24 protein-coding genes and 1 pseudogene are annotated in these 23146 nt (G+C 69.3%); 18 read left to right on the forward strand and 7 right to left on the reverse strand.

Features of this window, described 5'->3' with window-relative positions; all coding sequences use genetic code 11:
- Positions 1-85: 85 nt before the first annotated feature.
- Positions 86-802 (reverse strand): GntR family transcriptional regulator, encoded by a 717-nt coding sequence (locus INQ48_39930; GenBank protein QRF61548.1) that lies wholly within the window; start codon positions 800-802, stop codon positions 86-88.
- Between the two features lie 92 nt (positions 803-894).
- On the opposite strand from INQ48_39930, the gene INQ48_39935 reads away from it, so the two are divergent.
- From INQ48_39935 to INQ48_39995, 13 genes are all read left to right on the forward strand, one after another.
- Positions 895-1872 carry a tripartite tricarboxylate transporter substrate binding protein gene (locus tag INQ48_39935; protein ID QRF61549.1) on the forward strand — a complete coding sequence of 326 codons (978 nt, stop codon included), beginning with the start codon at positions 895-897 and terminating at the stop codon, positions 1870-1872.
- Positions 1873-1882: 10 nt separating this feature from the next.
- Positions 1883-2731, forward strand: coding sequence for a CoA ester lyase (locus INQ48_39940; protein ID QRF61550.1), 849 nt, complete (start codon positions 1883-1885; stop codon positions 2729-2731).
- A 39-nt stretch (positions 2732-2770) separates the two neighbouring features.
- Positions 2771-3910 (forward strand): CoA transferase, encoded by a 1140-nt coding sequence (locus tag INQ48_39945; protein ID QRF61551.1) that lies wholly within the window; start codon positions 2771-2773, stop codon positions 3908-3910.
- 62 nt (positions 3911-3972) lie between these two features.
- Complete coding sequence (locus INQ48_39950) at positions 3973-4290, forward strand: hypothetical protein (GenBank protein QRF61552.1); 318 nt, start codon at positions 3973-3975, stop codon at positions 4288-4290.
- 290 nt (positions 4291-4580) lie between these two features.
- Entirely contained in the window at positions 4581-5174 is a 594-nt protein-coding gene (locus tag INQ48_39955; GenBank protein QRF63173.1) for an isochorismatase family protein, read from the forward strand.
- Positions 5171-6676, forward strand: a complete 1506-nt coding sequence (locus INQ48_39960) for a GMC family oxidoreductase N-terminal domain-containing protein (GenBank protein ID QRF61553.1) — start codon at positions 5171-5173, stop codon at positions 6674-6676. Before INQ48_39955 ends, INQ48_39960 begins: the two co-directional genes overlap by 4 nt.
- On the forward strand, positions 6676-7575 hold the full coding sequence (locus tag INQ48_39965) for an alpha/beta hydrolase (GenBank protein QRF61554.1): 900 nt from the start codon (positions 6676-6678) through the stop codon (positions 7573-7575). Before INQ48_39960 ends, INQ48_39965 begins: the two co-directional genes overlap by 1 nt.
- A gap of 60 nt (positions 7576-7635) precedes the next feature.
- Positions 7636-8550, forward strand: coding sequence for a LysR family transcriptional regulator (locus INQ48_39970; GenBank protein QRF61555.1), 915 nt, complete (start codon positions 7636-7638; stop codon positions 8548-8550).
- A 140-nt stretch (positions 8551-8690) separates the two neighbouring features.
- Positions 8691-9218 (forward strand): 2,4'-dihydroxyacetophenone dioxygenase family protein, encoded by a 528-nt coding sequence (locus tag INQ48_39975; protein QRF61556.1) that lies wholly within the window; start codon positions 8691-8693, stop codon positions 9216-9218.
- The gene (locus INQ48_39980; GenBank protein QRF61557.1) at positions 9215-9955 is read left to right on the forward strand and encodes an SDR family oxidoreductase; all 741 of its coding nucleotides are present in this window, start codon (positions 9215-9217) and stop codon (positions 9953-9955) included. Before INQ48_39975 ends, INQ48_39980 begins: the two co-directional genes overlap by 4 nt.
- A 56-nt stretch (positions 9956-10011) precedes the next feature.
- Positions 10012-10995: a tripartite tricarboxylate transporter substrate binding protein gene (locus tag INQ48_39985; GenBank protein ID QRF61558.1), complete on the forward strand. Its 984-nt coding sequence runs from the start codon at positions 10012-10014 to the stop codon at positions 10993-10995.
- Positions 10996-11020: 25 nt separating this feature from the next.
- The gene (locus INQ48_39990; protein ID QRF61559.1) at positions 11021-11740 is read left to right on the forward strand and encodes an SDR family oxidoreductase; all 720 of its coding nucleotides are present in this window, start codon (positions 11021-11023) and stop codon (positions 11738-11740) included.
- A 95-nt stretch (positions 11741-11835) separates the two neighbouring features.
- A complete protein-coding gene (locus INQ48_39995) occupies positions 11836-12678 on the forward strand; it encodes an IclR family transcriptional regulator (GenBank protein QRF61560.1) in 843 nt (280 codons plus the stop codon).
- A gap of 12 nt (positions 12679-12690) precedes the next feature.
- On the opposite strand, the gene INQ48_40000 is transcribed toward INQ48_39995, so the two are convergent.
- Both INQ48_40000 and INQ48_40005 read right to left on the reverse strand, forming a co-directional pair.
- A complete protein-coding gene (locus tag INQ48_40000; protein QRF61561.1) occupies positions 12691-13902 on the reverse strand; it encodes an FAD-dependent oxidoreductase in 1212 nt (403 codons plus the stop codon).
- Positions 13887-14060 (reverse strand): hypothetical protein, encoded by a 174-nt coding sequence (locus tag INQ48_40005; GenBank protein ID QRF61562.1) that lies wholly within the window; start codon positions 14058-14060, stop codon positions 13887-13889. The genes INQ48_40000 and INQ48_40005 overlap by 16 nt, the downstream gene beginning before the upstream one ends.
- A gap of 200 nt (positions 14061-14260) precedes the next feature.
- Between INQ48_40005 and INQ48_40010 the strand changes: the two genes are divergently transcribed.
- Complete coding sequence (locus INQ48_40010; protein ID QRF61563.1) at positions 14261-14683, forward strand: hypothetical protein; 423 nt, start codon at positions 14261-14263, stop codon at positions 14681-14683.
- A 42-nt stretch (positions 14684-14725) separates the two neighbouring features.
- Here INQ48_40010 and INQ48_40015 read toward each other — a convergent pair whose 3' ends face one another.
- A complete protein-coding gene (locus INQ48_40015) occupies positions 14726-15835 on the reverse strand; it encodes a helix-turn-helix transcriptional regulator (protein QRF61564.1) in 1110 nt (369 codons plus the stop codon).
- A 278-nt stretch (positions 15836-16113) separates the two neighbouring features.
- On the opposite strand from INQ48_40015, the pseudogene INQ48_40020 reads away from it, so the two are divergent.
- Positions 16114-16561, forward strand: a pseudogene (locus INQ48_40020) (helix-turn-helix transcriptional regulator).
- An 85-nt stretch (positions 16562-16646) separates the two neighbouring features.
- Here the strand turns inward: INQ48_40020 and INQ48_40025 are convergent.
- The 3 genes from INQ48_40025 to INQ48_40035 are packed head-to-tail and all read right to left on the reverse strand — an operon-like array spanning position 16647 to position 19166.
- Positions 16647-17336 (reverse strand): GntR family transcriptional regulator, encoded by a 690-nt coding sequence (locus tag INQ48_40025; GenBank protein QRF61565.1) that lies wholly within the window; start codon positions 17334-17336, stop codon positions 16647-16649.
- A gap of 49 nt (positions 17337-17385) precedes the next feature.
- Positions 17386-18165 (reverse strand): glutathione S-transferase family protein, encoded by a 780-nt coding sequence (locus INQ48_40030; GenBank protein QRF61566.1) that lies wholly within the window; start codon positions 18163-18165, stop codon positions 17386-17388.
- Between the two features lie 17 nt (positions 18166-18182).
- A complete protein-coding gene (locus tag INQ48_40035) occupies positions 18183-19166 on the reverse strand; it encodes a quinone oxidoreductase (GenBank protein ID QRF61567.1) in 984 nt (327 codons plus the stop codon).
- 125 nt (positions 19167-19291) lie between these two features.
- Here INQ48_40035 and INQ48_40040 point away from each other — a divergent pair, with 125 nt between their 5' ends.
- From INQ48_40040 to INQ48_40050, 3 genes are read left to right on the forward strand one after another with little or no spacing between them, the layout of a single operon-like run.
- On the forward strand, positions 19292-20335 hold the full coding sequence (locus INQ48_40040) for an extracellular solute-binding protein (GenBank protein QRF61568.1): 1044 nt from the start codon (positions 19292-19294) through the stop codon (positions 20333-20335).
- A 16-nt stretch (positions 20336-20351) separates the two neighbouring features.
- Positions 20352-22049 (forward strand): iron ABC transporter permease, encoded by a 1698-nt coding sequence (locus INQ48_40045; GenBank protein QRF63174.1) that lies wholly within the window; start codon positions 20352-20354, stop codon positions 22047-22049.
- 30 nt (positions 22050-22079) lie between these two features.
- Positions 22080-23138: an ABC transporter ATP-binding protein gene (locus tag INQ48_40050; protein ID QRF61569.1), complete on the forward strand. Its 1059-nt coding sequence runs from the start codon at positions 22080-22082 to the stop codon at positions 23136-23138.
- The last annotated feature ends 8 nt before the right edge of the window (positions 23139-23146 follow it).

Genomic DNA, 23146 nt, shown 5'->3' on the forward strand with positions numbered 1-23146 from the left:
GAAGACGCCCGGTTGTTAAGGCGGTCACCTTAGGTGAACACCGAAAGCCTCGGTATCGGTGGCCCCGATGCCCGGCCGTTCCGCTTCAGAGACTCGCGAGCGGCAGCCGCGACCGATAGCGCGAGCGCCCCTGCGGATAGAGGCCGACCGAGCACTGCACCAGCTTGCCAGCGGCATCGAACCAGTGGCGCGTGACCTGCAGGCAGGGCGAGCCGGGCACCGCATCCAGGCGCTCGGCCAGGCGCGATTCGAGCGGTGCGGCGTCGATCTCCTGTTCCACCACCGCGACGCCCACGCCGTAGAGCCGCTCGATCAGCTTGAAGACCGGGCCGTTCCATCCTTCCAGTCGCTCGGCCACGCCCGCGAACTCGGGCCGCATGTAGAGCCACAGCGCGCCGGTGGGTCGCGCCTCGCCGCGCAGGTAGCGCAGCGTGTCGAGGAAGAACCATTGGCTGCCCGGCGCGGCCTGGAGCAGGCCGGCCAGTTGTTCGTCGGCGGCGACGAGACCGGCGCGCTCCAGCTTGAGCTGCGTGGTGCGCGCGGCTTCCATGATGCTTTCGAGCGTCTGCTGCGAATGCACGAAGAAGGGCGTGGGATTGCGCGCCAGCACGTGGGTGCCGATGCCGGCGCGCGAATCGATCACGCCGAGCTTGCGCAGCGCGCTCATGGCCTCGCGCAGGCGGTAGCGCGTGGCACCGAACTGCGCCTGCAGCTGGGCTTCGGAAGGCAGCAGGCTGCCGACGGGATAACGGCCTTCGTCGATCTCGCGGACGATGGCGTCGACGATGTCCTGGATGGACAAAGCCGCGCCGGCACTTGTTGGATGCGCCATGAAGAGATAATATTCGAATATTCGACTAATTAGGCGAAACAGACGCCACTGGAGACAAACGCATGCATCGTAGAGACTTTATCCGCGCGCTGTCCGCGGGCGCCGCACTGCCGCTGGCCGGCGTGGCACCGCTGGCGCTGGCCGACACCTATCCGAGCAAGCCGATCCGGCTGGTGGTGACGCAGGGCACGGGCTCGGGCAGCGACGTGATCGGGCGCCTGCTCGCGAGCAAGCTCGGCGAGCGGCTCAAGCAGAGCGTGTACGTGGAGAACAAGGCCGGTGGCGGCGGAATCATCGGCCACCAGTTCGTGCTCGACCAGCCGGCCGATGGCTACACCTTGCTGCTGAGCACCACCGCGCCGCTGGTGGTGGTGCCGGCGATGAACCGCAACGCGAAGTTCCACCTGCGCGACTTCACCGCGGTGGCCGCGGCGCTGCGCAGTCCCTACATGGTGCTGGTCGGCACCCAGCCCGACAGCCCGCGCAGCCTGCAGGAACTGACGAAGCGGCTGGCGGCCGCGCCATCGAGCTACTCGTCCTCCGGCACCGGCACCCTCACGCACCTCGCGACCGAGATGTACCTGCAGCAGGTCAATGCCAAGGCCACCCACGTGCCCTACAAGGGCAGCGGCCAGTCGCTGGCCGACCTCGCGGGCGGGCAGGTGCTGTTCTCCACCGACTCGCCGATCGCAGCGGGCGCGCTGATCCGCGGCGGGCGGCTGCGGGCCCTGGCCGTGACCTCGGCGCAGCGCCTGGCCACCTACCCCGACGTGCCGACGATGGCCGAACTCGGCTATCCCGGCCTCACGCTCAACACCATGGGCGGGCTGTTCGGCCCGTCGAAACTGCCCGCGCCCATCGTCGAGCGCATCAGCACCGAGATGGCGGCCGTGATGTCCTCGCCCGAGGTCAAGGCCCAGTTCGCGAGCATGGAGACCGAACCGCTGGTGATGCCGGTCGAGAGCTTCCGCACCCAGATGCTCAAGGACGCGCCGGTGTGGGAAGGCGTGGTGGCCCGCCTGGGCATCACCGCCGATTGAGGAACGGCCGATGGACGCCCACCGCATCCGCTGCGCGCTGTTCGTGCCGGTGCTCGAGCCGCGCTTCTTCGCGCGCGCGGGTGAGCGCGGCGCGCAGGCGCTGATCCTCGATCTCGAGGATGCGATCGCGCCGCAGCGCAAGGCCGAGGCGCGGCTCGCGCTGGCGCATGCGGCCGGCGCGCTGCGCGGCACCGGCCTGCCGCTGATGGCGCGCGTGAATGCCGAGGCCGAGCTGCTCGATGCCGACCTCGAGGCCTGCGTGGCTGCGGGCGTCGATGCCGTCATGCTGCCCAAGGTCGAATCGCCGAGCGAGGTGCGTGCGGCCTTCGTGCAGCTGGAGCGACATGCGCGCGAGCGCGGTTCGACCGGCCCGCGCTCGCTGGTCGCGCTGATCGAAACACCGCGCGGCGTGCTGCGTGCCGATGCGATCGCGGCCGCCCATCCCGCCCTGCGCGCGCTGGGTTTCGGCGCCGAGGACTACGCGGCCGCGATCGGCCGCCCTCCGCATGCCGACCTGCTGGTGCCCGCGGCGGCGCGCGTCGCGATGTGCGCCGCAGCCGAGGGCCTCGCCTGCTGGGGGCTGGCCGCCTCCATCGCCGAGCTCGACGACATGGACGCGCTCGAAGGCGCGGCGCGCCTGTCGCACCGGCTGGGCTTCAGCGGTACGCCCGCCGTGCACCCGGCGCAGGTGCAGGTCTTCAACCGCGTGTTCGCGCCCACCGAGGCCGAGATCGCGCAGGCCCGCAGGGTGCTCGAGGCGCATGCCCGCGCCGACGCCGAGGGCCTGGGCGCGCTGCGGCTGGACGGCCGCATGATCGATCGCCCCATGGTCGATCGCGCGCGCCGCCTGCTCGCCTAGTTCTTCATCACACCCCCACGACCCGAAACGACGACATCGATGGCGCAACAGATACTCGACGGCATCCAGGTGCTGGACTTCACCACCTACATCGCGGGCCCCTACGGCGCGAGCCTGCTGGGCGACCTGGGCGCCGACGTGATCAAGATCGAGGCGCCCGAGGGCGACCCGATGCGCTACTACCCGTCGACCCTGCCCGGCGAGAGCCGCGCCTTCATCGGCGTGAACCGCAACAAGCGCAGCATCGTGCTCGACCTCAAGCAGCCCGCGGACCGCGAGGCCTGCCACCGGCTCGTGGCCCAGGCCGACGTGGTGCTGCACAACTTCCGCCCCGGCGTGGCCGAGCGGCTGGCGCTGGATTGCGAGACGTTGACCGCGATCCAGCCGCGCCTGATCTATTGCAGCTTCACCGGCTATGGCCCCGACGGCCCGCAGGCGCAGCGCCCCGGTTTCGACCAGGTGCTGCAATGCCGCACCGGCATCGCCAAGGCGCAGGGCTATCCGGGCGACGAGCCGCGCGTGGTGTGGGGTTCGGCCGTCGATTTCTACGGCGCGAGCCTGATCGCCACCGGCATCTGCGCCGCCTTGTTCCAGCGCGAACGTACCGGCCTGCCGCAGCGCGTCGATACGTCGCTGCTGCAGGCCGCACTCGCCATGCAGGCGGGCCGCATGGTGTGGGCCGAAGGCGAGGGCCCCGGCGTCGACCGCGATCTGCGCGGCGGCGCGCTCTCGGGCATCCACCCCACGCGCGAAGGCTACGTCTACCTGCAGGCCCAGACCCAGCCGTTCTGGGAGGCACTGTGCGAACTCACGGGCCTCGCGCACCTCGCGCGCGATCCGCGCTTTGCCGACATGCGCCTGCGCAAGGCCAACGAGGCCGAGCTGGTGCCGCAACTGCGCGCCGCGCTGATGCGACACGACGCCCGCGAATGGGAAGCGATCTTCGGCACGCGCGTGCCATGCACCGTGGTGCGCGGCATCGAGGAGGTGTTCGACGACGATCAGGTCGCCCACCAGGGGCTGCTGGCGACGCATGCGCATCCCACGCTGGGCAGCTACCGCGCGGTGGTGGAGCCGATCCGCTTCAATGGCGAGCGCGGGGTGAAGCGGGAGGCGAGGGCGCCGATGCTGGGGGAGCATACGGCGCAGGTCGTGGGTGGGCGGGGCGAGCGCACCTGACGCGGAGAGTGCTTCGGCGGTTGCTAGACTGAGATCGACGCACGTTCTCTCCCTCGTACGACATGACCGCCGACCCCGACCTCAACATCGCCGAGATCCCCTACGAATCGGGAGCCATCCGATTCCGTTACACGAGGGTGATGTCGCCCGACAGGACGCGATGGATCCGGCATGGCCTGTTCGTGGCCTATCACGAGAACGGCACGGTGGTATCGGAAGGCCACTACGTCGACGGCAAGGAAGACGGGCTCTGGCGCGACTTCCATCCCGATGGCCGGCCGGCCTCCGAGGGGCACTATCGCGACGGGCGCGAAGTCGGCGTGTGGCGCTTCTGGAATGCCGACGGGACTGAAGAGCCGAGCGAGAGCCACGACGCTTGAGGGCAGAGGCCGCGCCGAGGCCGTCGATCCCTGCGAGAAGACGACGGTGGCGTGCTGCGTCATGAGCTTCCCTGTCCCGACCGGCGCTCCCTGCCGCAGCAGGTGATCCCGGCAAAAGCATCCGCCCCATTGGAACCTCTTCCACCCTCCAACCCATTGGAAGATCCTTCCAGCCCCGATCCCCGCCGATCTCGTTGACCCTGCCTGGCGCATCCGTTCGAATGCCTCACGTTTCGAACCCGCACCAACCAGCGCAAGGAGTCACACCAATGCAAACCCAACGCACCCGCATGACGCGGGACAACACCGCCGTTCTGCTCATCGATCACCAGGTCGGCCTGATGACCGGCGTGCGCGACATGACGGTCAGCGATCTCAAGCACAACGTGGTCGGCCTCGCGAAGGCGGCCAAGGTCCTGGGCCTGCCGATCGTCGCGGTGACGACGGCGCGCGACAGCATGTGGGGGCCGACGGCCTCCGAGCTCAAGGAAGCCCTGGGCGGCGGCGAGATCATGGACCGCTCGACCGTCAACGCCTGGGACTACCCGCCGTTCGTGGAGGCCGTGAAAGCGACGAAGCGCGATCACCTGATCATCGCGGGGCTGTCGTTCGAGGTCTGCGCCTCGCTGCCGGCGATCTCGGCGCGCGAGGAGGGCTACCAGCCGATCATCGCCATCGACGCCTGCGGCACCTTCTCGGCCGCCAAGCGCGAGGCAGGCATCGCGCGCCTGACGACGCTCGGCATCGAGATCTCCGACTACGCGACCCTGATGGTCGAGATCATGGGCGACAACGCCGATCCGAAGGCGCTCGACGTGTATGCCGCGCTCGACATGCCGTTCGCGGTGCTGATGGGCCAGGTGGCCGGAGCGCTGTCGCGATGAGCGCTGCCTTCGACGTCATCGTCGTCGGCGGTGGGTCGGCGGGCGCGGTGCTCGCGCATCGGCTCAGCGCCGATCCGGCGCGCCAGGTGCTGCTGCTCGAGGCCGGCGAAGCCTACCGGCCGAACGTGTTTCCACGCGACCTCGCCGATGCCGACACGGCCGGCGGGCCCGATGGCCACGACTGGGGCTACCAGGCCGAGACCGGTCTCGCGGGCCGCAGCATCCACGCGCCACGCGGCAAGACGCTGGGCGGCAGCTCGGCCGTCAACGCGGCGGTGGCGATGCGCTCGCGGCCCGAGGACTTCGCGAAGTGGCGCGCACTCGGCATCGAGGGTTGGCAATGGCCCGAGCTGCTCGAAGCCTTCAAGGCGATCGAGAACACGCCCGACGGCGACGACGCGTTGCGCGGCCGCGCGGGTCCGCTGCCGATCCGCAACCGGCGGCGCGACGAGCTGACGCCGGCGCTCAATGGCTTCGTCGATGCGACGGCCGCGCTCGGCTTCGCGCGCGTCGCGGACTTCAACGGCGAGCAGCAGGCCGGCGTCGCGCCCTATCCGCTCAACGTGATCTCGGGGCGGCGCATCAACACCGGCATCGCCTTCCTCGGCGAGGACGTGCGCGCGCGGCCCAACCTCACGATCCGTGGCGGCGTGGAGATCGATCGCGTGCTGTTCGAGCAAGGGCGCGCCGTGGGCGTGGTCGATGCCGAGGGCCGGAGCCATCGCGCGGGCCAGGTGATCCTCAGCGCGGGCGCCTTCGGCAGCCCGGCGATCCTCCTGCGATCGGGCATCGGTCCCGCGCCGCACCTGGCGTCGCTGGGCATTCCGCTGGTGGCGGACCTGCCGGTGGGGCAGGGGCTGCAGGAGCATCCGTTCTATTACAACGTCTACGCGCTGACGCCCGAGGCGGCCGGCATGCATCCCGCGGCGGGCGCGATCCTCTGGGCCGCGTCCTCGCAGGCCGAGCCCGGCGACCTCGACCTGCACATCTCGGCCACCCATCTGTTCGATCCGGCGCTGAGCCCCACGGGCGGCGCGATCGTGCTGGCGGTGTCGGTGACGCAGCCCGAAGCGACCGGCAGCCTCGAGCTGGCCGACCGCGATCCGCGCAGCGCACCGCGCATCCGCTACAACCTGCTGGGCACGCCGCGCGACATGGCGCGCATGCTCGAGGCCGTGCGGCTGTCGCGCGCGATCGGGCGGCAGTCGCCGTTCGCGCAGATGGTCGCGGCCGAGATGGCACCGGGGCCGGAGTTCTCGGATGGCGACGACCTGCAGCGTGCGATCGAGCAGCAGCTCGACGGCTACGCGCACCCGACCTCGACCTGCCGCATGGGACCGCCCGGCCAGGGCGTGGTCGATGGCGGCGGGCGCGTCCACGGCGTGCCGGGCCTGTTCGTGATCGACGCGTCGATCATGCCCAGGGCACCGAGCGCGCCGCCCAACATCACCACCATGATGATGGCCTGGCATCTCGCGGGCCACGGTTTCGGAGTTCGCTGATGGCCCTCGTTCCCATCGATCCCCAGGACATCGCCGCGGCGCGCGCGCTGCGCCTCGAGTTCGGCCGTTTCTGGTCCACCGCGCCCGGCACGCCGCGCGACATCTACGACCGCTTCATCGCGCGGACGCCCACCGCTTCCGAAGTCGCGGCGCGCGAGGCCGTCGACGAAGCCGCTTCCGGCTGGTGGGTGGAGCCCGCGCAGGCCGTGACCGGGCGCGCGCTGCTGTTCATCCATGGCGGCGGCTACGGCCTGGGCCATGCGAGTGCCTATGTGGGGCTGGCCAGCCAGCTCGCGGCGCGTACGCGCGTGCCGGTCTTCGTGCTCGAGTACCCGCTGGCGCCCGAGGCCGTGTTGCCTGCCGCACGCGACCTCGCGTTGCGCACGCTCGCGGGGCTCGCTGCGCGTTTCGGCGCCGTGGCGGTGGCGGGCGACTCGGCCGGCGGCGGCCTGTCGCTCGCGACCGTGCTCGAGGCCGTGCGGCGGGGCATCGCCGTGTCTTCGCTGGTCGCGTTCTCGCCCTGGGCCGACCTGAGCCTGAGCGGCGCGAGCGCGCAGGAACTGGCCGTCGGCGATCCGCTGCTCGATGTCGGCTACCTGCGTGCTTCGGCCGCGGCCTATCTGGGCGGCGCGCCGGCCAGCGATCCGCGCGGCTCGCCGCTGTTCGATGCCGACCTGGGACGACTGCCGCCCACGCTGGTCCAGGTCGGCTCGGACGAGGTGCTGCGCGACGATTCGCGCCGTCTCGTGGAGGCGGCCGGCCAGGCCGGCGCGCAGGTCGAACTCGAGGAATGGCAGGGCATGCACCATGTGTTCCAGCTCAACACCCGCGAGCTGGCCAGCGCGCGCAAGGCGCTCGACCGCGCGGCCGAGTTCGTGTCGCGCCACTGGAGCATCTGACCCGTCGCGGAACGTGCTAAGTTGCCGCGGCTTCGAAGACTTCATCGGCGAAGGACACGCGTGCTCGACCTCAACGACTTTCGGTACTTCGTGGAAGTGATCGACCGGGGCAGCCTCTCGGCCGCGGCGCGCGCGCTGCAGCGGCCGGTCTCGACGATCAGCTACCGCATCCAGCAGCTCGAGGCCGAGCTCGGCCTGACGCTGCTGGCGCGCAGCTCGCGGCGCATCACCTTGACCGAATCGGGCGAGGCCTTCTACGGCCACGCGGTCGCCACCATCGCGCGCGCCAACGAGGCCGAAGCCGCGATGCGCAGCCGCAGCACCGAGCCGACGGGCACCGTGCGCTACACGGTGTCGGTCGCGACCTCGCAGTTCGCGATGACCGAGATGGTCGCGAGCTTTCTCGCGAAGTACCCGAAGGTCAACCTGCTGCAGGACGCGAGCGATGCCAATGTCGACATCGTGGCCGACCGCTACGACTTCGCGATCCGCGCCTACTCGGGCGCGCTGCCCGATTCGAACCTGGTGCAGCGCCCGCTCGCGGAAGCGCCCTGGCACCTGTTCGCGGCGCCCGAGTTCCTCGAGGCCGCCGGCCCCATCGAGAAGCCCGACGACCTGCGCGGCTGCGCCACCCTGATCATGAAACGCGGGTCGCTCACGCCCGCGTGGCTGCTCAAGCGCGAGGACGACCGCGCGCAGACCGCGCAGGTCGCGATCCGTCCGCGCATGGAGGGCACCTGCATGGTGACCCTGAAGCGCGCGGCCGAGGCGCGCATGGGCGTGGTCGCGTTGCCGGCCTACATCTGCCGCGACGAGCTGCGCGCCGGCCGCCTGCGGCGCGTGCTGCCCGACTGGGTGGCGGCGGACTCGACCATCTCGGCCCTGATGCCGAGCCGGCGCGGCATGAGTGCCGCGGCGCGCGCCTTCATCGAGCACCTCGTCGAGGCCTTCCCCGCCGCCGTCCGGCTCGACTGAGCGCAAGCAACTCCCCGTGATCCGACCCGCCGCGCCGATGCGGCGGCGCGGTCGCGCGCGCCATCAGGGTTTACGCAAAGACGGGGCCTCGGCATCGATGTCTACAATATGGACATACATCCACAATATGGACAAGCGACATGCCCCTCGATGATTCGGACCCGACCCCGAAGATGCCCTACCAGTACCCGAATCCTCCGGACGCGTTGCCCGAGATCGTGGTGCAGCACGCGATCCCGACCGACGAGCGCCTGTGGGTGCCGCAGGCCGAGAACGTGTGGTTCCGCCCGCTGTGCCTGAACGCGAGTCAGGGCTACTGGATGAACCTGCTGAAGGTGCGCAAGTCGGGCGTGCTGAGCCGCCACCGCCATCCGCAGGCGGTGCACGGCTTCGTGCTCAAGGGGCGCTGGCGCTATCTCGAGCACGACTGGGAAGCCACCGAGGGCAGCTACGTGTTCGAGCCGCCGGGCGAGACGCACACGCTGTACGTGCCCGAGGACGTCGAGGAAATGATCACCTACTTCCAGGTCAACGGTGTCATGTACTACACCGACCCCTGGGGCAAGGGCATGGGCTACGAGGACGTGTTCACCAAGATCGACATGTGCCGCAAGCATTTCGAGAACGTCGGCCTCGGCGCGGACTACGTCAAGCAGTTCATCCGATGAGCACGACGGCCTACGGCCGCGCGGGCTACGACTTCGCGGGCGCGGTGGCGGTGGTCACCGGCGGTGCCAGCGGCATCGGCGCGGAAGTCGCGGCGCAGCTGCGGCGCAGCGGCGCGCGCGTGGTGGTGTGGGACATGGCCGAGGCCGGCGCGAGCGACGACGCCTGGCAGGTCGACGTGAGCGATCTCGCCACGGTCGAGCGCGCCGCCGCCGCGGTGGTGGCGCGCTTCGGCCGCATCGACTTCGTCATCAACAGCGCGGGCTTCGCGGGGCCCACGATGCCGCTCGATGCCTACGACCCCGCCACGTGGCGCCGCATCGTCGACGTGAACCTGGTCGGCACCTTCAACGTGTGCCGCGCCGTGGTGCCGCACCTGCGTGCCGCGGGCGCGGGCCGCATCGTCAACATCGCCTCGCTGGCCGGCAAGGAGGGCACGCCCAATGCCTCGGCCTACAGCGCGGCCAAGGCCGGCGTGATCGCGCTGACCAAGTCGCTCGGCAAAGAGCTCGCGACCACGGGCATCCTGGTGAACGCGATCGCGCCGGCCGCGGTGCGCACGCCGATCCTCGAGCAGATGTCGGCCGAGCACGTGCAGACCATGATCGGCAAGAGCCCGATGCAGCGCCTGGGCGAGAGCGCCGAGGTGGCCGAGATGGTCGCGTGGCTGTGCTCGGGCTCGTGCAGCTTCAGCACCGGCGCCACCTTCGATCTCTCGGGCGGTCGAGCCACGTACTGAAGCGCCGCCAAGTTTTTTTCGGTCCCATTCATTTTCAAACCACGGAGACAAACCCCATGATTCGCTTCGCCTCGAAACTGCAACGCCTCGCGGCGCTGTCGCTGCTGCCGGTGGCGGCGCTGCTGGCCGCCGCGCCCGCCTCGGCGCAATCGCGCGACTATCCCAACAAGCCGGTCGAGCTGGTGGTGCCGTTCCAGCCCGGCGGCGGCACCGACGCGCTGGCGCGCGCCTTCGCCGATGCCACGCGCAAGCACCTGCCGCAGAGCATGATCATCGTCAACAAGCCCGGCGCCAGCGGCGCCATCGGCTGGCAGGACGTGATCAATGCCAAGCCCGACGGCTACCGCCTCGCGGTGGTCACGGTGGAACTCACGACGCTGCCGCACATGGGCCTCGCGAAGTTCACCTATGAAGACCTCGCGCCCATCGCGCGCCTCAACGCCGACCAGGCCGCGATCACCGTGCGCGCCGATGCGCCGTGGAACACCATCGAGGAATTCCTGGCCGCCGCGAAGAAGGACAGCGGCAAGCTCAGCGTGGGCAATGCCGGCAACGGCTCGATCTGGCACCTGGCGGCCGCCGCGCTCGAGGACAAGACTAGCGTGAAGTTCAACCACACGCCGTTCCAGGGCGCCGGCCCCGCGGTGCTCGCGCTGATGGGCGGCCACATCGACGCGGTGGCGGTGAGCCCGGCCGAGGTCACGACCTACGTGCAGGCCGGCAAGCTCAAGACGCTGGCCGTGATGGCCGAGCAGCGCGTGAAGGGCTTCGAGAAGGTGCCCACGCTCAAGGAACGCAACATCGACCTGGTGATCGGCACCTGGCGCGGCATCGCGGCGCCCAAGAACACGCCGCCCGAGGTCATCGCCTACCTGAAGACCGTGAGCCAGCAGGCCGCCAACGAGCCGGCCTTCCGCGAGGTGCTCGACAAGCAGAACCTGGGCTTCGCCTATGCCGACGACGTCGCCTTCAAGGCCACGATGGCCAAGGACAGCGCCTACTTCAAGACGCTGATGGGCAAGCTCGACATCAAGAACTGATCCACGCAAAGGCAACTCCCTTTTCATGACTTACGAGGCAGCACTCTTCAAGGGCAAGCGGGCACTGGTGTCCGGTGCCACCCAGGGCATCGGCGCCGTGATCGCCAACCACCTGGCCGCGCTCGGCGCGCAGGTCACGGCCATCGGCCTGGGCAACGGCGACGGCACGCTCGATGCCGCGGTCGAGGTCCGGCAGGCCGACGTGACCTCGGACGCGAGCCTCGAGGCCGCGATCGGCGGCATCGAGCGCCTGGACATCGTCTTCAACTGCGCCGGCATCATCCTGCGCGGCGCGGAGCACGACCTCGCGGTGTTCGAGAAGGTGCTGGCCGTGAACCTCACCGGCACGATGCGCGTGTGCGGCATGACGCGCGAGCGCCTCAAGGCGAGCGGCGGCTGCATCGTCAACACGGCCTCGATGCTGAGCTTCTTCGGCGGCGGGCTGGTGCCCGGCTATGCCTCGAGCAAGGGCGGCGTGGCCCAGCTCACCAAGTCGCTGGCGATCGCCTACGCGGCCGACGGCATCCGCGTGAACGCGATCGCGCCGGGCTGGATCGCGACGCCGCTGACGAAGCCGCTGCAGGACGATCCCGCGCGCGCGGGCCCGATCCTCGCGCGCACGCCGCTGGGCCGCTGGGGCACGCCCGACGACGTGGCGCGCGCCGCGATGTTCCTCTGCACGCCGGCCGCGTCGTTCATGACCGGCGTGGTGCTGCCGGTCGACGGCGGCTACATGGTGAGCTGAGGGCGCGCCCGATGCGCATGGACTGGATGGAGGGTATGGATAATGGCCCGGCCCTCGTTCCCGCCGGTGCCCGCACCGGCCTCGTCCCTTCGTCCATGCCCGCTTCCCGGTCTTCCTCCGCCGCTCCCGCACCTTCCGCCGCTTCCGCGAACCAGGTCGCGGGCACCGCGTCGTTCTCCAAGTTCATGCACGTGCTGCAACTGGTGGCCGATGCGCAGGAGCCGGTCAATGTCGCGGCGCTGATGCGCGCGAGCGGCTATCCGCGGCCCACGGTGCATCGCATCGTGGCGGCGCTGATCGCCGAGCGCCTGCTGGTCGAGCACCCGCACAGCGCGACCCTGGGGCTGGGCCCGCGGCTGATCCAGCTCGCGAGCCGCAGCTGGGGCCGTTCCGAACTGCGGCTGGCGGCCGTCGACGAGCTCAAGCGGCTGCGCGACCTCACGGGCGAGACCGTGCACCTGGCCGTGCCCAACGACACGACCATGGTCTACATCGAGAAGCTCGAGAGCCCGAGCGCGGTGCGCATGGCCTCGCGCATCGGCACCAGCGTGTCGCTGCATGCCACCGCGGTCGGCAAGGCCTACATGGCGGCGCTCGACGATGGCGCGCTCAAGGCGCTGGTCCAGCGCCTGCCGATGCCGCGCTACACGCCCAACACCACCGTCGATGCCGCCGCGCTGCGCGCCGAGGTGAAGAAGACGCGCGAGCGCGGCTGGTCGGTCGACAACGAGGAGAACGAGGCCGGCATCTTCTGCTTCGGCGCGGTGATCCGCGGCGTGGGCGGCGTGCCGGTGGCGGCGATCAGCGTGAGCACGCTGGTGTTCCGCCAGAAGGAAGATCCGGCCCAGGCCTATGTCGCGCCGCTGCTCGAGGCCTGCCGCGTCATCTCGGAGCGCATCGCGCAGACGCCTTCGCTGTCCGGCAGCGACGTGCTCTGACGCACGTGCGGCTCAGGCCAGCGCCTTGAGCTGGAAGCCCGGCGCCCGCGCTTCTTCCTCGCTCAGTGCCACGCCCTTGGCCAGCAGCCGGCGCGCCAGCATGTGATCGCCCGCGCGGTTGAGCGTCTCGACCGCCGCGAGGCGTCCGTCGCGAAGGCACAGCACGGTGGCGGCCGACGAGGCCGCATCGCGCAGCACCACGTGTGCATCGTCGGCCGCGCGCAGCCCGGCGATCTGCAGCTTGAGCTCGCCCTGGTCGCTCCAGAACCACGGCACCGGACCATGGGCCACCGTCTTGCCCGCGAGCCGCGCCGCCACGCTGCGCGCCTGGTCGCCGGCGTTCTGCACCGACTCGAGCCGGATGTGGCGCCCGCTGACCGGATCGGGAAAAGCCGCCACGTCGCCGATGGCCGAGATCGCCGGATCGGAGCTCAGCAGCTGCGCATCGACGCGGATGCCGTTGTCGACCGCGAGCCCGGCCTGCGCCGCGAGCTGCGTGCGCGGCTCGGCACCGATGCCGACCACCACGAGGTCGGCCGGCAGCGTCTCGCCGTCGGCGGTGCGCACCGCAGCGATCCGGCCTTCATGGCCTTCCAGCGCCGTCACGCCGCAGCCGAAGCGCAGCCGCGTGCCGCGGCCCTCGTGCGAGGCCGCCACGGCCTGCGCGCTGTGCGGCGAGGCGGCCCGCGCCAGCGCGCGATCGGCCACGTCGAGCACCGTCACCTCCAGACCGAGGGCACGCGCCACCGAAGCGAACTCGAGCCCGATGAAGCCCGCGCCGATCACCACCGCGCGCCGGCTGTCGGCCAGCCGCTCGCGCAGCCGGTCGGCATCGGCCAGCGTCTGCAGGCTCATCACGCCCTCGAGCTCCGCGCCCTCGACGCGCATGCGGCGTGGGCTCGATCCCGTGGCGATCACGAGATGGTCGTAGGCGATCGCCTGGCCCGATGTCAGCACCACGCGCTGCGCGGCGCGATCGATCAGCTCGACGCGGCCCTGCACGCGCTGCACGCGCTGTTCCTCGAAGAAGCGCTCGGGGCGGAAATGCAGGTCGCTCGCGCTCGCCTTCGCGAGCAGGTAGGCCTTCGACAGCGGCGGCCGCTGGTAGGGCAGGCTGGCCTCGTCGCCGACCAGCACGATGGCGCCCTCGAAACCTTCCTGGCGCAGCGAGGCGCAGCACTGGAAGCCCGCATGGCCCGCGCCGACGATCACGACCTGCTGCATGGCGGGCGCATCGGTGTGGGGAGGAAGAGGGCGCGCAGGCGCGTCCATGCGGTGCGGCGCTGTGCGGCGACCGGTTCCGGCGCGCGCGGCGCCTGGAGCGAGGGCCGGCCGCCGTCGGGCGCGTCGGTGTCGAGCTTGTAAGGGATCAGCCATTCCATCTGCGTGTCTCCTGCAGCGCGATGGTCGGGCCGCGGGGGCGGCTTGTCTGTCCCCGCCGTAGGGGACGGGTGCGGCGCATGCCAAGGATCTACTTGATTCGAAGGATGCCAAGGAACGGGTCCGTCTCAATACTTCCGCCGCGGAGCACCCGGAGGAGGGGCTTCAACTCACGCCTTGAGGCGGATAGGAGATCGAAAGCATGAGAACCCTGCAACATATCCGTCGCTGCGCATTCACAGCGGCTGTGCTCGGGATCGCTCTGCCGGCGGCGCTGGCCCAGTCGGCCGCGCCGGAATTTCCGGCGGAGGCCGTGGCACTGACGCCCGAGACGCTCAAGGGTCTCAACGGCAGGAAGTTCGTGGGCACGCGAATGGATGGCACGGGCTGGACGATGGACTTCGGCCCCGACGATTACTTCCGGCTGGCGTACCGGCGCGGCGGCACCGGTGCCGGGCCCGGCGGCGGCATCTTCGACGGCACGGTCCGGCTCGATGGCACGAAGCTCTGCCAGGACATGCGCAAGGCCCTGGAAAGCCGTTGCAACGAGGTGCGGCTGAAAGGCAACGAGCTGTTCTATCAGCGTGGGTCCAACGGCGAGATCGTGGTCCTCACTGCACAGTGAGACTTGTCACGCAGGCCGGCGATACCGCGCGCCATCGTGCCGCTACTGCGTCACCAGGCGAATCAGGTCGGCCTGCCGACGCAGCCCGGTCTTGCCGAAGATGTTGCTCAAATGGGTACGAACCGTATGGACCGAGATGGCCTGGTGCTCCGCAATCCCGCCGGGTGTCTCGCCGTCGGCCAGGGCATTCAGCAGTCGCGCCTCGGCGGCGGTCAGCTTGAATTGCATCGCGATCTGCGCGATGCGTCGCGACTGGTGGTCGTCGTGGCCCAGGTCGATGGTGAGAAGGGTCGCAGCGCGCGGCCAGGCCCAGCGGGCAGGGTTGTCGATGCCCAGTGGAACGAATCGGGCCGTCGCGGAGATACGCAGGCTGTCGGTCCGCATCCGGAGCAGCGAATGCGTCTGAATCTGTCCCAACTGCGCGCGCGCCAGGGAGGCCGACACTTCCGCCGCTTCGAGCTGACCCAGTCGCGCGAGCTTTCCCGACCGCGCATCGATCCATTCCCCTCGAGCCAGCAGCGCCTGGCCGGCCGGATTCGCGTACAGGAGTTCGCCCGTCTGCGAGAGAACGAAGAGCGGCTGAGGATTCACGTCGACGAGCGCGGTCGAGATTCGTTCGGTTTCGAGGTTGCGGCGAAGCGACCAATGGGTGTGAAGGGCGAGTTGCAGGGGCGCATGCACCGATTCGAAGACACGCTTGTCCTGGTAGCTGAATTCCTCCAGCCCCGGACGGCGATACAGCCCGATCACCGTCATCGGCGCCACCGAGGGCGCCGACCCGTCATCCACGATCATTCCCAGCAGTCCCTTGACACCGGTGGGTGCGGCGTATTCGTGGAAATAGTCCATCCGTTCCAATTCGTCCCAATCGCACAGCTCCCTGCCGATGCCGCATTCGCCCGTGCGCACGCAGATCTCCCTGGACGCCGCACCGGCCATCCACGGATCGCGTGCCGACCAGTGTTCGATGTAGTCCGGCACGGTATGTCTGGGGAGGCCGACGTCGGAGAACAGCGACCACTTTCCCACGGGATCCCTTGGCGTGTGGATGCAAGCCGCGGTGGCGTCGAAGCGATCGCACAGCGCCGACAGGAAACTGCCCCAGTGCGACGAATCCGATGCCGCGCGCGACGCAGCGACCACTGCCTTCATCAAACCGGAATCCGAGCTACCCATAAACCCTCCGTGCAAATGTTCGACGCTGTCGGATGCGAGGAGGGGCGCGTGACGGTAGCGTCACCATCGAGCACACCGGGCAGCTTGCGCGAACGATAGGTGCCGATGGGGAAAAGAAAATGATGCAAATGCACTATTCACGAGATCTGCGAAGGTGAATCCGTCACTTGCTTGATGTTGGCCAAGAAGCTTCGTCGCCTGGACCACGGAAACATGTGGGGCCGACATCTGCTTGCCAATGGAAGACTCGACCCATGACCGCACTGGCACTGCACGACTTCAGCGACTTCCTGTTGCGGCTCTATCGGCTCGCTTACGAATCGTCGATCGAGACGTTTCAGGACGCAGCGCTCGGACTGGTCAAGCCACTCATAGCTTTCGACGCATCGATGTGGGGAACTGCCACGACCGACCGCGATGGTATCGACGTCCGTACGCTGCATCTCCACCAGAAGACGCCCGAGATGATGCGGGCAACGCCTGCTGTTCCTGAGCGTGCGCAAACGGTGTCGCGCGGACGACCTCACGCCGCGTGAGCGCACCGTCGCGGAGTTGCTGGCCCGCGGCGACAGCTACAAGGACTTCGCTTCCTTGCTGGCGCGCTCGCCCGCGACCGTTCGCAATCACATCCAGTCGATCTACGACAAGCTGCAGGTCAGCAATGTGGCTGGCCTGATGCAGGAATTGCGGCTCGCCGGCTGACGCGGGCACAGGACGGATTAGTTGGGGTCGCCCTTGCGCGATGGGCGTGGGCTTGCAACGACGGATGGCCGGCGACGACACTGAATCAGAACTGAGCCGTGGGAGCCGGATGCTTTTTCGATGCGCCCTTGGCGACCGCATCGACATACACATTTCCACCGCTGGAGATGTGCATCGACATGGCGCGGTCGGCGCCGTCTTCGTCCCCATTCAGGATCGCCTGCACGATCGCTCGGTGTTCGACCATCGAGTTGCGCACCCGGTTGGGCCGGTCGAACAGCGAGCGCTGCGGATGCCGCATGCGCAGGCGCATGAGCCGCAACTGGCGCGCGAGCACCTCGTTGAGGCTGCCGTCGTAGACGGTCTCGTGGAACCAACGGTTGGCGCGCTCGTAGGCAACCGGGTCGTCCTGGGCCGCGGCCTCCTCGCAGGCCCGGATCGAGGCCTCGAGGTCCTTGCGCAGCGCCGCGGGCATGCGGCGCGCCGACAGGCGGGCGGCCAGGCCTTCCAGCTCGGTGAGCATCTCGAGCATCGCGACGTACTCCGTGAGCGAGAGCGTCGCGACCACGGCGCCGTGCCGCGGCACGATGTCGACCAGGCCAGCGGTCGCCAGCTGCTGCAGCGCTTCGCGCGCGGGCGTGCGCGAGACGTTGAAGCGCTCCATCAGTTCCTGTTCGTCGAGGCGGCAGCCGGCGTAGAGCTTGCCGGAAACGATCTCGTCCTCGAGGGCTTCGCGAATCTTGTCGCTGAGGTTGACGCGGGAAGTGGTGGCCATGTTGTGTCGCCCGGATGATAGTACGCGGGCCTGGTGCGTCGGTCTCGCTTCAGTGGCCGGCCGCGCTGGCGTGTTCGCGTTGCTTGAGCACCTCGCCGAAGGACTGCAGCCGCGCGGCCGCGAAGGCCGGTCGTTGCCGCACGGCCTCCCACCAGGCATGCACGCGCGGGCTGGCTGACGCATCGAGCGCCTCGGGTGCGATCTCGGCGATGCGGGCGATGAAGGGCACGGCGGCGATGTCGGCCAGCGAGTAGTGCTCGCCGATCAGCCAGGCCGAAGGTGCGAGCGACGCCGAGCCGGCGAGCATGGCCTCCATCTTGTCGACGAGCAGCAGCAGCTTGCGCCGGGCCTCGGCCTTCTCCTCGTCGGAATAGGGCTGGCGCGCGATCCGGACCCAGGCCTCGCGCCGCTCGGCCGTCGGGATGCGGGCGATCTTCTGCTGCAGTTCCTCATCGCTCCACTGCCGGGCCATCGGCTGCAGCATCAGGCTCCAGTTGAGGATCAGCAGGTTGGGCAGCGCTTTCTCGTCGGTCCAGCGCACGAAGTTGCGCAACTGGGCGAGCGCGTAGGGGTCGACGGGACGCAGGGGCGGCATGGGCTGGATGTCGTCGAGGAACTCGCAGATGGTCGAGCTCTCGTGAAGAAAGCGACCGGGCGCGATCTCCAGCGCGGGCACCACGCCGTTCGGGTTCATCGCGAGAAATGCGGGCGCGTGCTGCTCCTGCTTGCCGAGGTCGACGGCAACGCTTTCATAGTCGATCTGCTTCTCGGCCAGGCACAGGCGCACGCGGCGCGAGGCGCTGGACAGCCAGGCATGAAAAAGTCGCATGGCGGTCGTCCTCTCCTTCAGGGAATGAGCACGGTCGCGCCGGTGGTGGCGCGGCCTTCGAGTTCGCGGTGGGCGCGCCGCACGTCGGCCAGCGCATAGCGGTGACCGACCTCCAGCCGCACCTGCCCCTCGGTCAGGGCGCCGAAAAAGGCCCGCGCCGCATCGCGCAGTTCCTGGGGATCGGCGATGAAGCTGCGCAGGGTCGGACGGCATACGCTCAGCGACTTCGCGTGGAGCAACTGCAGGTCGAAGGCCTCGACGTCGCCCGAGGCGGTGCCGTAGCTGATCACGATGCCGCGCGGACGCGTGCACTGCAGCGAGGGCAGGAAGACGTCCTTGCCGACCGCGTCGTAGACCACGTCGACGCCCGCGCCACCGGTGAGCGCCAGGGTGCGTGCCGCGAAGTCTTCGCGGCGGTAGTCGATCGCATGGTGGCAGCCGTGCGAAAGCGCGACGCGCGCCTTCTCGGGCGAGCCCACGGTGCCGATCACGGTCGCGCCGAGCGCGCGCGCCCATTGCGACAGGATCACGCCCATGCCGCCGGCGGCCGCATGCACGAGCACGGTCTGGCCGGGTCGCACCACGTGCAGCCGTCTCAGCAGGTACTCGGCGGTGAGACCGCGCAGCAAGGTGGCGCCGGCCAGTTCCTGCGACACGGTGTCTGGCAGCGGCACCACGCGGTGCGCCGGGAGGTTGCGCGTCACCTGGTAGGCGCCGGCATGGACGTACGCCACCGCCTGCCCGCGCGCGAAACCCGTCACGCCCGCGCCGATCGCCTCGACCACGCCCGCGCCCTGCGCGCCCAGCGTGATCGGGAACGGGGTCGCCGCGTGCGGGCCGTGCGAACCGCGGCGCTGGTAGATGTCGGCGAAGTTCAGCCCGATGGCGCTCTGGCGGATCTGCAGCTCGCCCGCGGCGGGCGACGGCACAACGACCGTCGTGTCTGACAGAACCTCGGCATCGCCGTGGCGATGGATGTGGATGGCGACGCTTTGTGTCATAGGCCGTGATTAGACGGTCGTGATTGCCATCAATGGATTCATACAAACACCTAGTGTATTTATTGTTTGATGTTGTGCATACTTTGTTGGCCGACGCCGATCGGTCCCGATTCAAGGAGACATCCATGCAGTTGCGCAGACGAGAGTTCGGCCTCCTGGCCGCCGGTGCCCTGGCCGCCCCCTATGTCGTGCGAGCCCAGCCCATCAACCTGGCCGCGCTGCACGAGGCGGCGCGCAAGGAGGGCGAACTCACCTGGTACACGGTGCCGCAGACCTCCGAGGTGGCCGAGAAGATGGGGCGAACCTTCAGCACCCGCTATCCGGGCGTGAAGGTCAATGTCGTGCGTACCACCGCCCAGGTGGCGTTCCAGCGCCTGAACCAGGACTTGAAGGCCGGCACGCCCAACTGCGACGTGTTCACCTCCACCGATCTCGCGCACTACGTCGACCTCAAGGGCCGCAACCTGCTGCTGAAGTACCTGCCGGCCGCGGTCGCGCAGCAGGACAAGCGGGTGCAGAACATGGACCCGGATGCGTACTTCCACGCTTCCAGCTGTTTCATGATGGGACTGATCTACAACACGCAGAAGGTGCAGGCCGCAGCCGCGCCCAAGAGCTGGAACGACCTGCTCGATGCGAAGTGGAGCGGTGCCGCGCTGGTGGCGCACCCGGCCTACAGCGGCGCGGCAGGTGCCTGGTGCATCGAGATGCGCAAACTCTTCGGCGAGGGCTGGTTCGCCAAGCTCGCGGCCGCCAAGGCGCACGTGAGCCGCTCCACCATCGATGCGGTGACCACCGTGATCTCCGGCGAGGCGTCGATCTCGGCCGGCCCGATGAGCCTGGCCGCGCGCTCGGCCTCGCGCGGCAACCCCGTGGCCACGCTTGCGCCGAAAGAGGGCCCGGTGCTGATCCTTTCGCCGTCGGCGATCATGGCCAACACCCGGCGGCCGAACGCCTCGCGGCTGTTCATGGAATGGCTGCTCGGCAGCGAGGACACGGAGCGCATCTCGGTCGAGGAATTCAGCGTGCCGCTGCGCGCCAATGCCAAGCCCGCGCCCGGCGTGCTCGGCCTGAGTTACGCGAGCCCGCTGCTGGCGCCCACGCCGCCGCAGATGGTGGCGCAGATTCCCAAGGTGATCGAGCTCTGGCGGGATGCCTTCGGTGTCTAAGGCCGCCGTCCTCGCGCTGCCGCTGGCGCGCCGCACGCCGCATCGCCTGGGCGACCCGGCGATCTGGTTCTTCGCCGTGCTGATCGCGGTGCTGTTGCTGCTGGTGGCCAACCCGATCCTGCGGCTGGTGTGGGACAGCTTCCATACCGCCGAGGGCCAATGGTCGCTGCAGAGCTACGCCCAGGCACTCGGCCGCAGCCGCAACCTGCAGGCGCTGCTCAATTCGCTCTATCTCGGCGCGGCGGTCACCGCGCTGGCGTTGCTGCTGGGCGTGCCGCTGGCGCTCGCGGTCTCGCGCACCAACATGCCGGGCCGAGGCTTCACGCACCTGAGCGTGCTCGCGGCCTTCGTGATGCCCAACTTCCTCGGCGCCATCGCCTGGATCCTGCTCGCGGGCCCGAACGCGGGTTGGCTCAACCGACTGGTGGTCGAGCTCCTGGGCACCGCCAAGGGGCCGTTCAACATCTTCAGCTTCTGGGGTCTGGCTTTCGTCATCGCGCTGTACACCTACCCGCTGATCTACGTGTTCACGAAGTCGGCGCTCGACCTGGTGTCGACCGAGCTCGAGGATGCGGCATCGATCCATGGCGCCGGCAAGTTCCAGACCATGGCGCGGGTGACGCTGCCGCTGGTGCTGCCCTCGATCGTGGGCGCGGCGATCCTGATCTTTCTCGAGGCGATCGCGCTCTACGGAACGCCGGCGCTGATCGCCATCCCCGCGCGCATCAACCTCGCGACGACGCAGATCGTCTCGTTCTTCCAGTATCCGCTGCAGGTCGAGCGCGCCGCGGCCTTCTCGATGCCGATCCTGCTGTTGACCATCGTGCTGCTGATGCTGCAGCGCAGGCTGCTCGCGCGTCGCGGCTACGTGTCGGTGTCGGGCAAGGGCGGCGAGCGCCGGCCCTTCGACATCGGCTTGTGGAAGTGGCTGCTGCTGGGCTATTCGGTGCTGGTCGCGCTGCTCACGGTGATCCTGCCGCTGGCCATCCTGATCCTGGCGTCGCTGTCCAAGGCCTGGGGCCGCGGGCTGTCGCTGGACAACCTGACGCTGGCGAACTTCCACAGCATCTTCTTCGAGCAGCTGACCGTGCGCGCGGCCATCCTCAACACCGTGCTGTACTCCGGCGCCACCGCGCTGGTGTGCGTGGGCATGGGCATCTGCATCGCCTACGCCACGCAGCGGCGCATCACGCCTTTTCCCACCTTCGTGCAGTTCATGGCGCTGGCACCGGTGGCCGTGCCGGGGTTGATCCTGGCCATCGGTCTCTATGCGGCTTACGCCGGGCCACCGTTCAGCCTCTATGGCATGGGCGTGCTGATCGTGATCGCCTTCACCACGCGCTTCCTGCCGATCTCGGTGGCGGCGAGTTCGGCCGGCGTGCGCGCACTCAACCCGGAGCTCGAGGAGGCGGTGCGCATCCTCGGTGGCGGGCGCCTCACGGTGCTCACGCAGGTGGTGGCGCCGCTGCTGAAGAAGACGCTGGTGGGAGCCTTCATCCTGGTGTTCGTCATCTGCACGAAGGAGTTGTCGACCGCGGTCTTCCTCACCGGTCCCGAATCGCGCGTGGTATCGGTGCTGACGCTCGACCTCAGCGAACAGGGCAACTACGAGACCCTCGCCGCGATGGGCGTGGTGCTGGTGGTGATCGTGACCATCGTCGTGGGGATCGGCATGAAGCTCGCGGGGCGCGACTTCATGCTGCGCCGCTCCTGAACCCGCATGCACCCAAGAGAGAAGCAACGCATGTCCAAACTCGAACTCAGGAACCTCAGCAAGCGCTACGGCGCGACGCCGGTGGTCGATGCGGTCTCGCTGCAGCTGCAGCGCGGCGAACTGGTCACGCTGCTGGGCCCCTCGGGCTGCGGCAAGACCACCACGCTGCGCATGATCGCGGGCTTCATCGAGCCGTCGGACGGCACGATCGTGGTCGACGGTGCCGAGATCTCGTCGCCCGCGCGCTCGGTGTCGCCCGAGCACCGCGGCATGTCGATGATCTTCCAGAGCTATGCGATCTGGCCGAACATGACGGTGGCGCAGAACGTGGGTTTCGGCCTGCGGGTGCGCAAGACAGCCGATGCGGAGATCGCGCGGCGCGTGGCGGAGATGCTCGACGTGGTCAAGCTCGGCGCCCTCGCGCAGCGTTATCCGGCCGAGCTCTCGGGTGGACAGCAGCAGCGCGTGGCGCTGGCGCGCGCGATGATCGTGCGGCCCGAAGTGCTGCTGCTCGACGAGCCGCTGTCCAATCTCGACGCCAATCTGCGCGAAGAGATGGCCACGGAGATCCGCCGGCTGCACGACCAGTTCCACTTCACCACGGTCTACGTGACACACGACCAGGCCGAGGCGATGGCGATCTCCGACCGCATCGCGGTGCTGCACCAGGGCCGGCTCGAGCAGATCGACACCCCGTGGAACCTCTACAACCGCCCGCGAACGCCCTTCGTCGCGGGTTTCATCGGCAAGACCAACCTGGTCGAGGGCGAACTCGACGGCGACCGCCTGCGGCTCGACGGGCTGGCGGCGGGCTTCGCGCTGCCCGGGGGCGCGGCCGGCGGCGCCCGCCTGCTGGCCTCGATCCGGCCCCAGTCGCTGTACCTCGATGCCGCGCCCGCGGGCGCGGTGGCGCTGGGCGACGTCTCGGTCGTCGGACGCACCTACCTCGGTGAGTACTGGAACTACCTGGTGCGACCCAGCGGAGGCGGGGCGTCGCTCAAGGTGCACGCAGCGCCGTCCACGGTGCTCGAGATCGGCCAGCGCTCGACGATCTATGTCGACCCCGGCGCCGTGGCCGCCATCCAGTGATGCATCCA

It is taken from the genome of Variovorax paradoxus (genome assembly GCA_016806145.1).
Classification (GTDB): Bacteria; Pseudomonadota; Gammaproteobacteria; order Burkholderiales; family Burkholderiaceae_C; genus Variovorax.

Excerpts from the sequence above, each read along its gene's own strand:
- INQ48_39935 (QRF61549.1), top strand. The coding sequence starts at position 895 with ATGCATCGTAGAGACTTTATCCGCGCGCTGTCCGCGGGCGCCGCACTG.
- INQ48_39940 (QRF61550.1), top strand. The coding sequence starts at position 1,883 with ATGGACGCCCACCGCATCCGCTGCGCGCTGTTCGTGCCGGTGCTCGAG.
- INQ48_39945 (QRF61551.1), top strand. The coding sequence starts at position 2,771 with ATGGCGCAACAGATACTCGACGGCATCCAGGTGCTGGACTTCACCACC.
- INQ48_39950 (QRF61552.1), top strand. The coding sequence starts at position 3,973 with ATGACCGCCGACCCCGACCTCAACATCGCCGAGATCCCCTACGAATCG.
- INQ48_39955 (QRF63173.1), top strand. The coding sequence starts at position 4,581 with ATGACGCGGGACAACACCGCCGTTCTGCTCATCGATCACCAGGTCGGC.
- INQ48_39960 (QRF61553.1), top strand. The coding sequence starts at position 5,171 with ATGAGCGCTGCCTTCGACGTCATCGTCGTCGGCGGTGGGTCGGCGGGC.
- INQ48_39965 (QRF61554.1), top strand. The coding sequence starts at position 6,676 with ATGGCCCTCGTTCCCATCGATCCCCAGGACATCGCCGCGGCGCGCGCG.
- INQ48_39975 (QRF61556.1), top strand. The coding sequence starts at position 8,691 with ATGCCCCTCGATGATTCGGACCCGACCCCGAAGATGCCCTACCAGTAC.
- INQ48_39980 (QRF61557.1), top strand. The coding sequence starts at position 9,215 with ATGAGCACGACGGCCTACGGCCGCGCGGGCTACGACTTCGCGGGCGCG.
- INQ48_39985 (QRF61558.1), top strand. The coding sequence starts at position 10,012 with ATGATTCGCTTCGCCTCGAAACTGCAACGCCTCGCGGCGCTGTCGCTG.
- INQ48_39990 (QRF61559.1), top strand. The coding sequence starts at position 11,021 with ATGACTTACGAGGCAGCACTCTTCAAGGGCAAGCGGGCACTGGTGTCC.
- INQ48_39995 (QRF61560.1), top strand. The coding sequence starts at position 11,836 with ATGCCCGCTTCCCGGTCTTCCTCCGCCGCTCCCGCACCTTCCGCCGCT.
- INQ48_40000 (QRF61561.1), bottom strand. The coding sequence starts at position 13,902 with ATGCAGCAGGTCGTGATCGTCGGCGCGGGCCATGCGGGCTTCCAGTGC.
- INQ48_40005 (QRF61562.1), bottom strand. The coding sequence starts at position 14,060 with ATGGAATGGCTGATCCCTTACAAGCTCGACACCGACGCGCCCGACGGC.
- INQ48_40010 (QRF61563.1), top strand. The coding sequence starts at position 14,261 with ATGAGAACCCTGCAACATATCCGTCGCTGCGCATTCACAGCGGCTGTG.
- INQ48_40015 (QRF61564.1), bottom strand. The coding sequence starts at position 15,835 with ATGAAGGCAGTGGTCGCTGCGTCGCGCGCGGCATCGGATTCGTCGCAC.
- INQ48_40025 (QRF61565.1), bottom strand. The coding sequence starts at position 17,336 with ATGGCCACCACTTCCCGCGTCAACCTCAGCGACAAGATTCGCGAAGCC.
- INQ48_40030 (QRF61566.1), bottom strand. The coding sequence starts at position 18,165 with ATGCGACTTTTTCATGCCTGGCTGTCCAGCGCCTCGCGCCGCGTGCGC.
- INQ48_40035 (QRF61567.1), bottom strand. The coding sequence starts at position 19,166 with ATGACACAAAGCGTCGCCATCCACATCCATCGCCACGGCGATGCCGAG.
- INQ48_40040 (QRF61568.1), top strand. The coding sequence starts at position 19,292 with ATGCAGTTGCGCAGACGAGAGTTCGGCCTCCTGGCCGCCGGTGCCCTG.
- INQ48_40050 (QRF61569.1), top strand. The coding sequence starts at position 22,080 with ATGTCCAAACTCGAACTCAGGAACCTCAGCAAGCGCTACGGCGCGACG.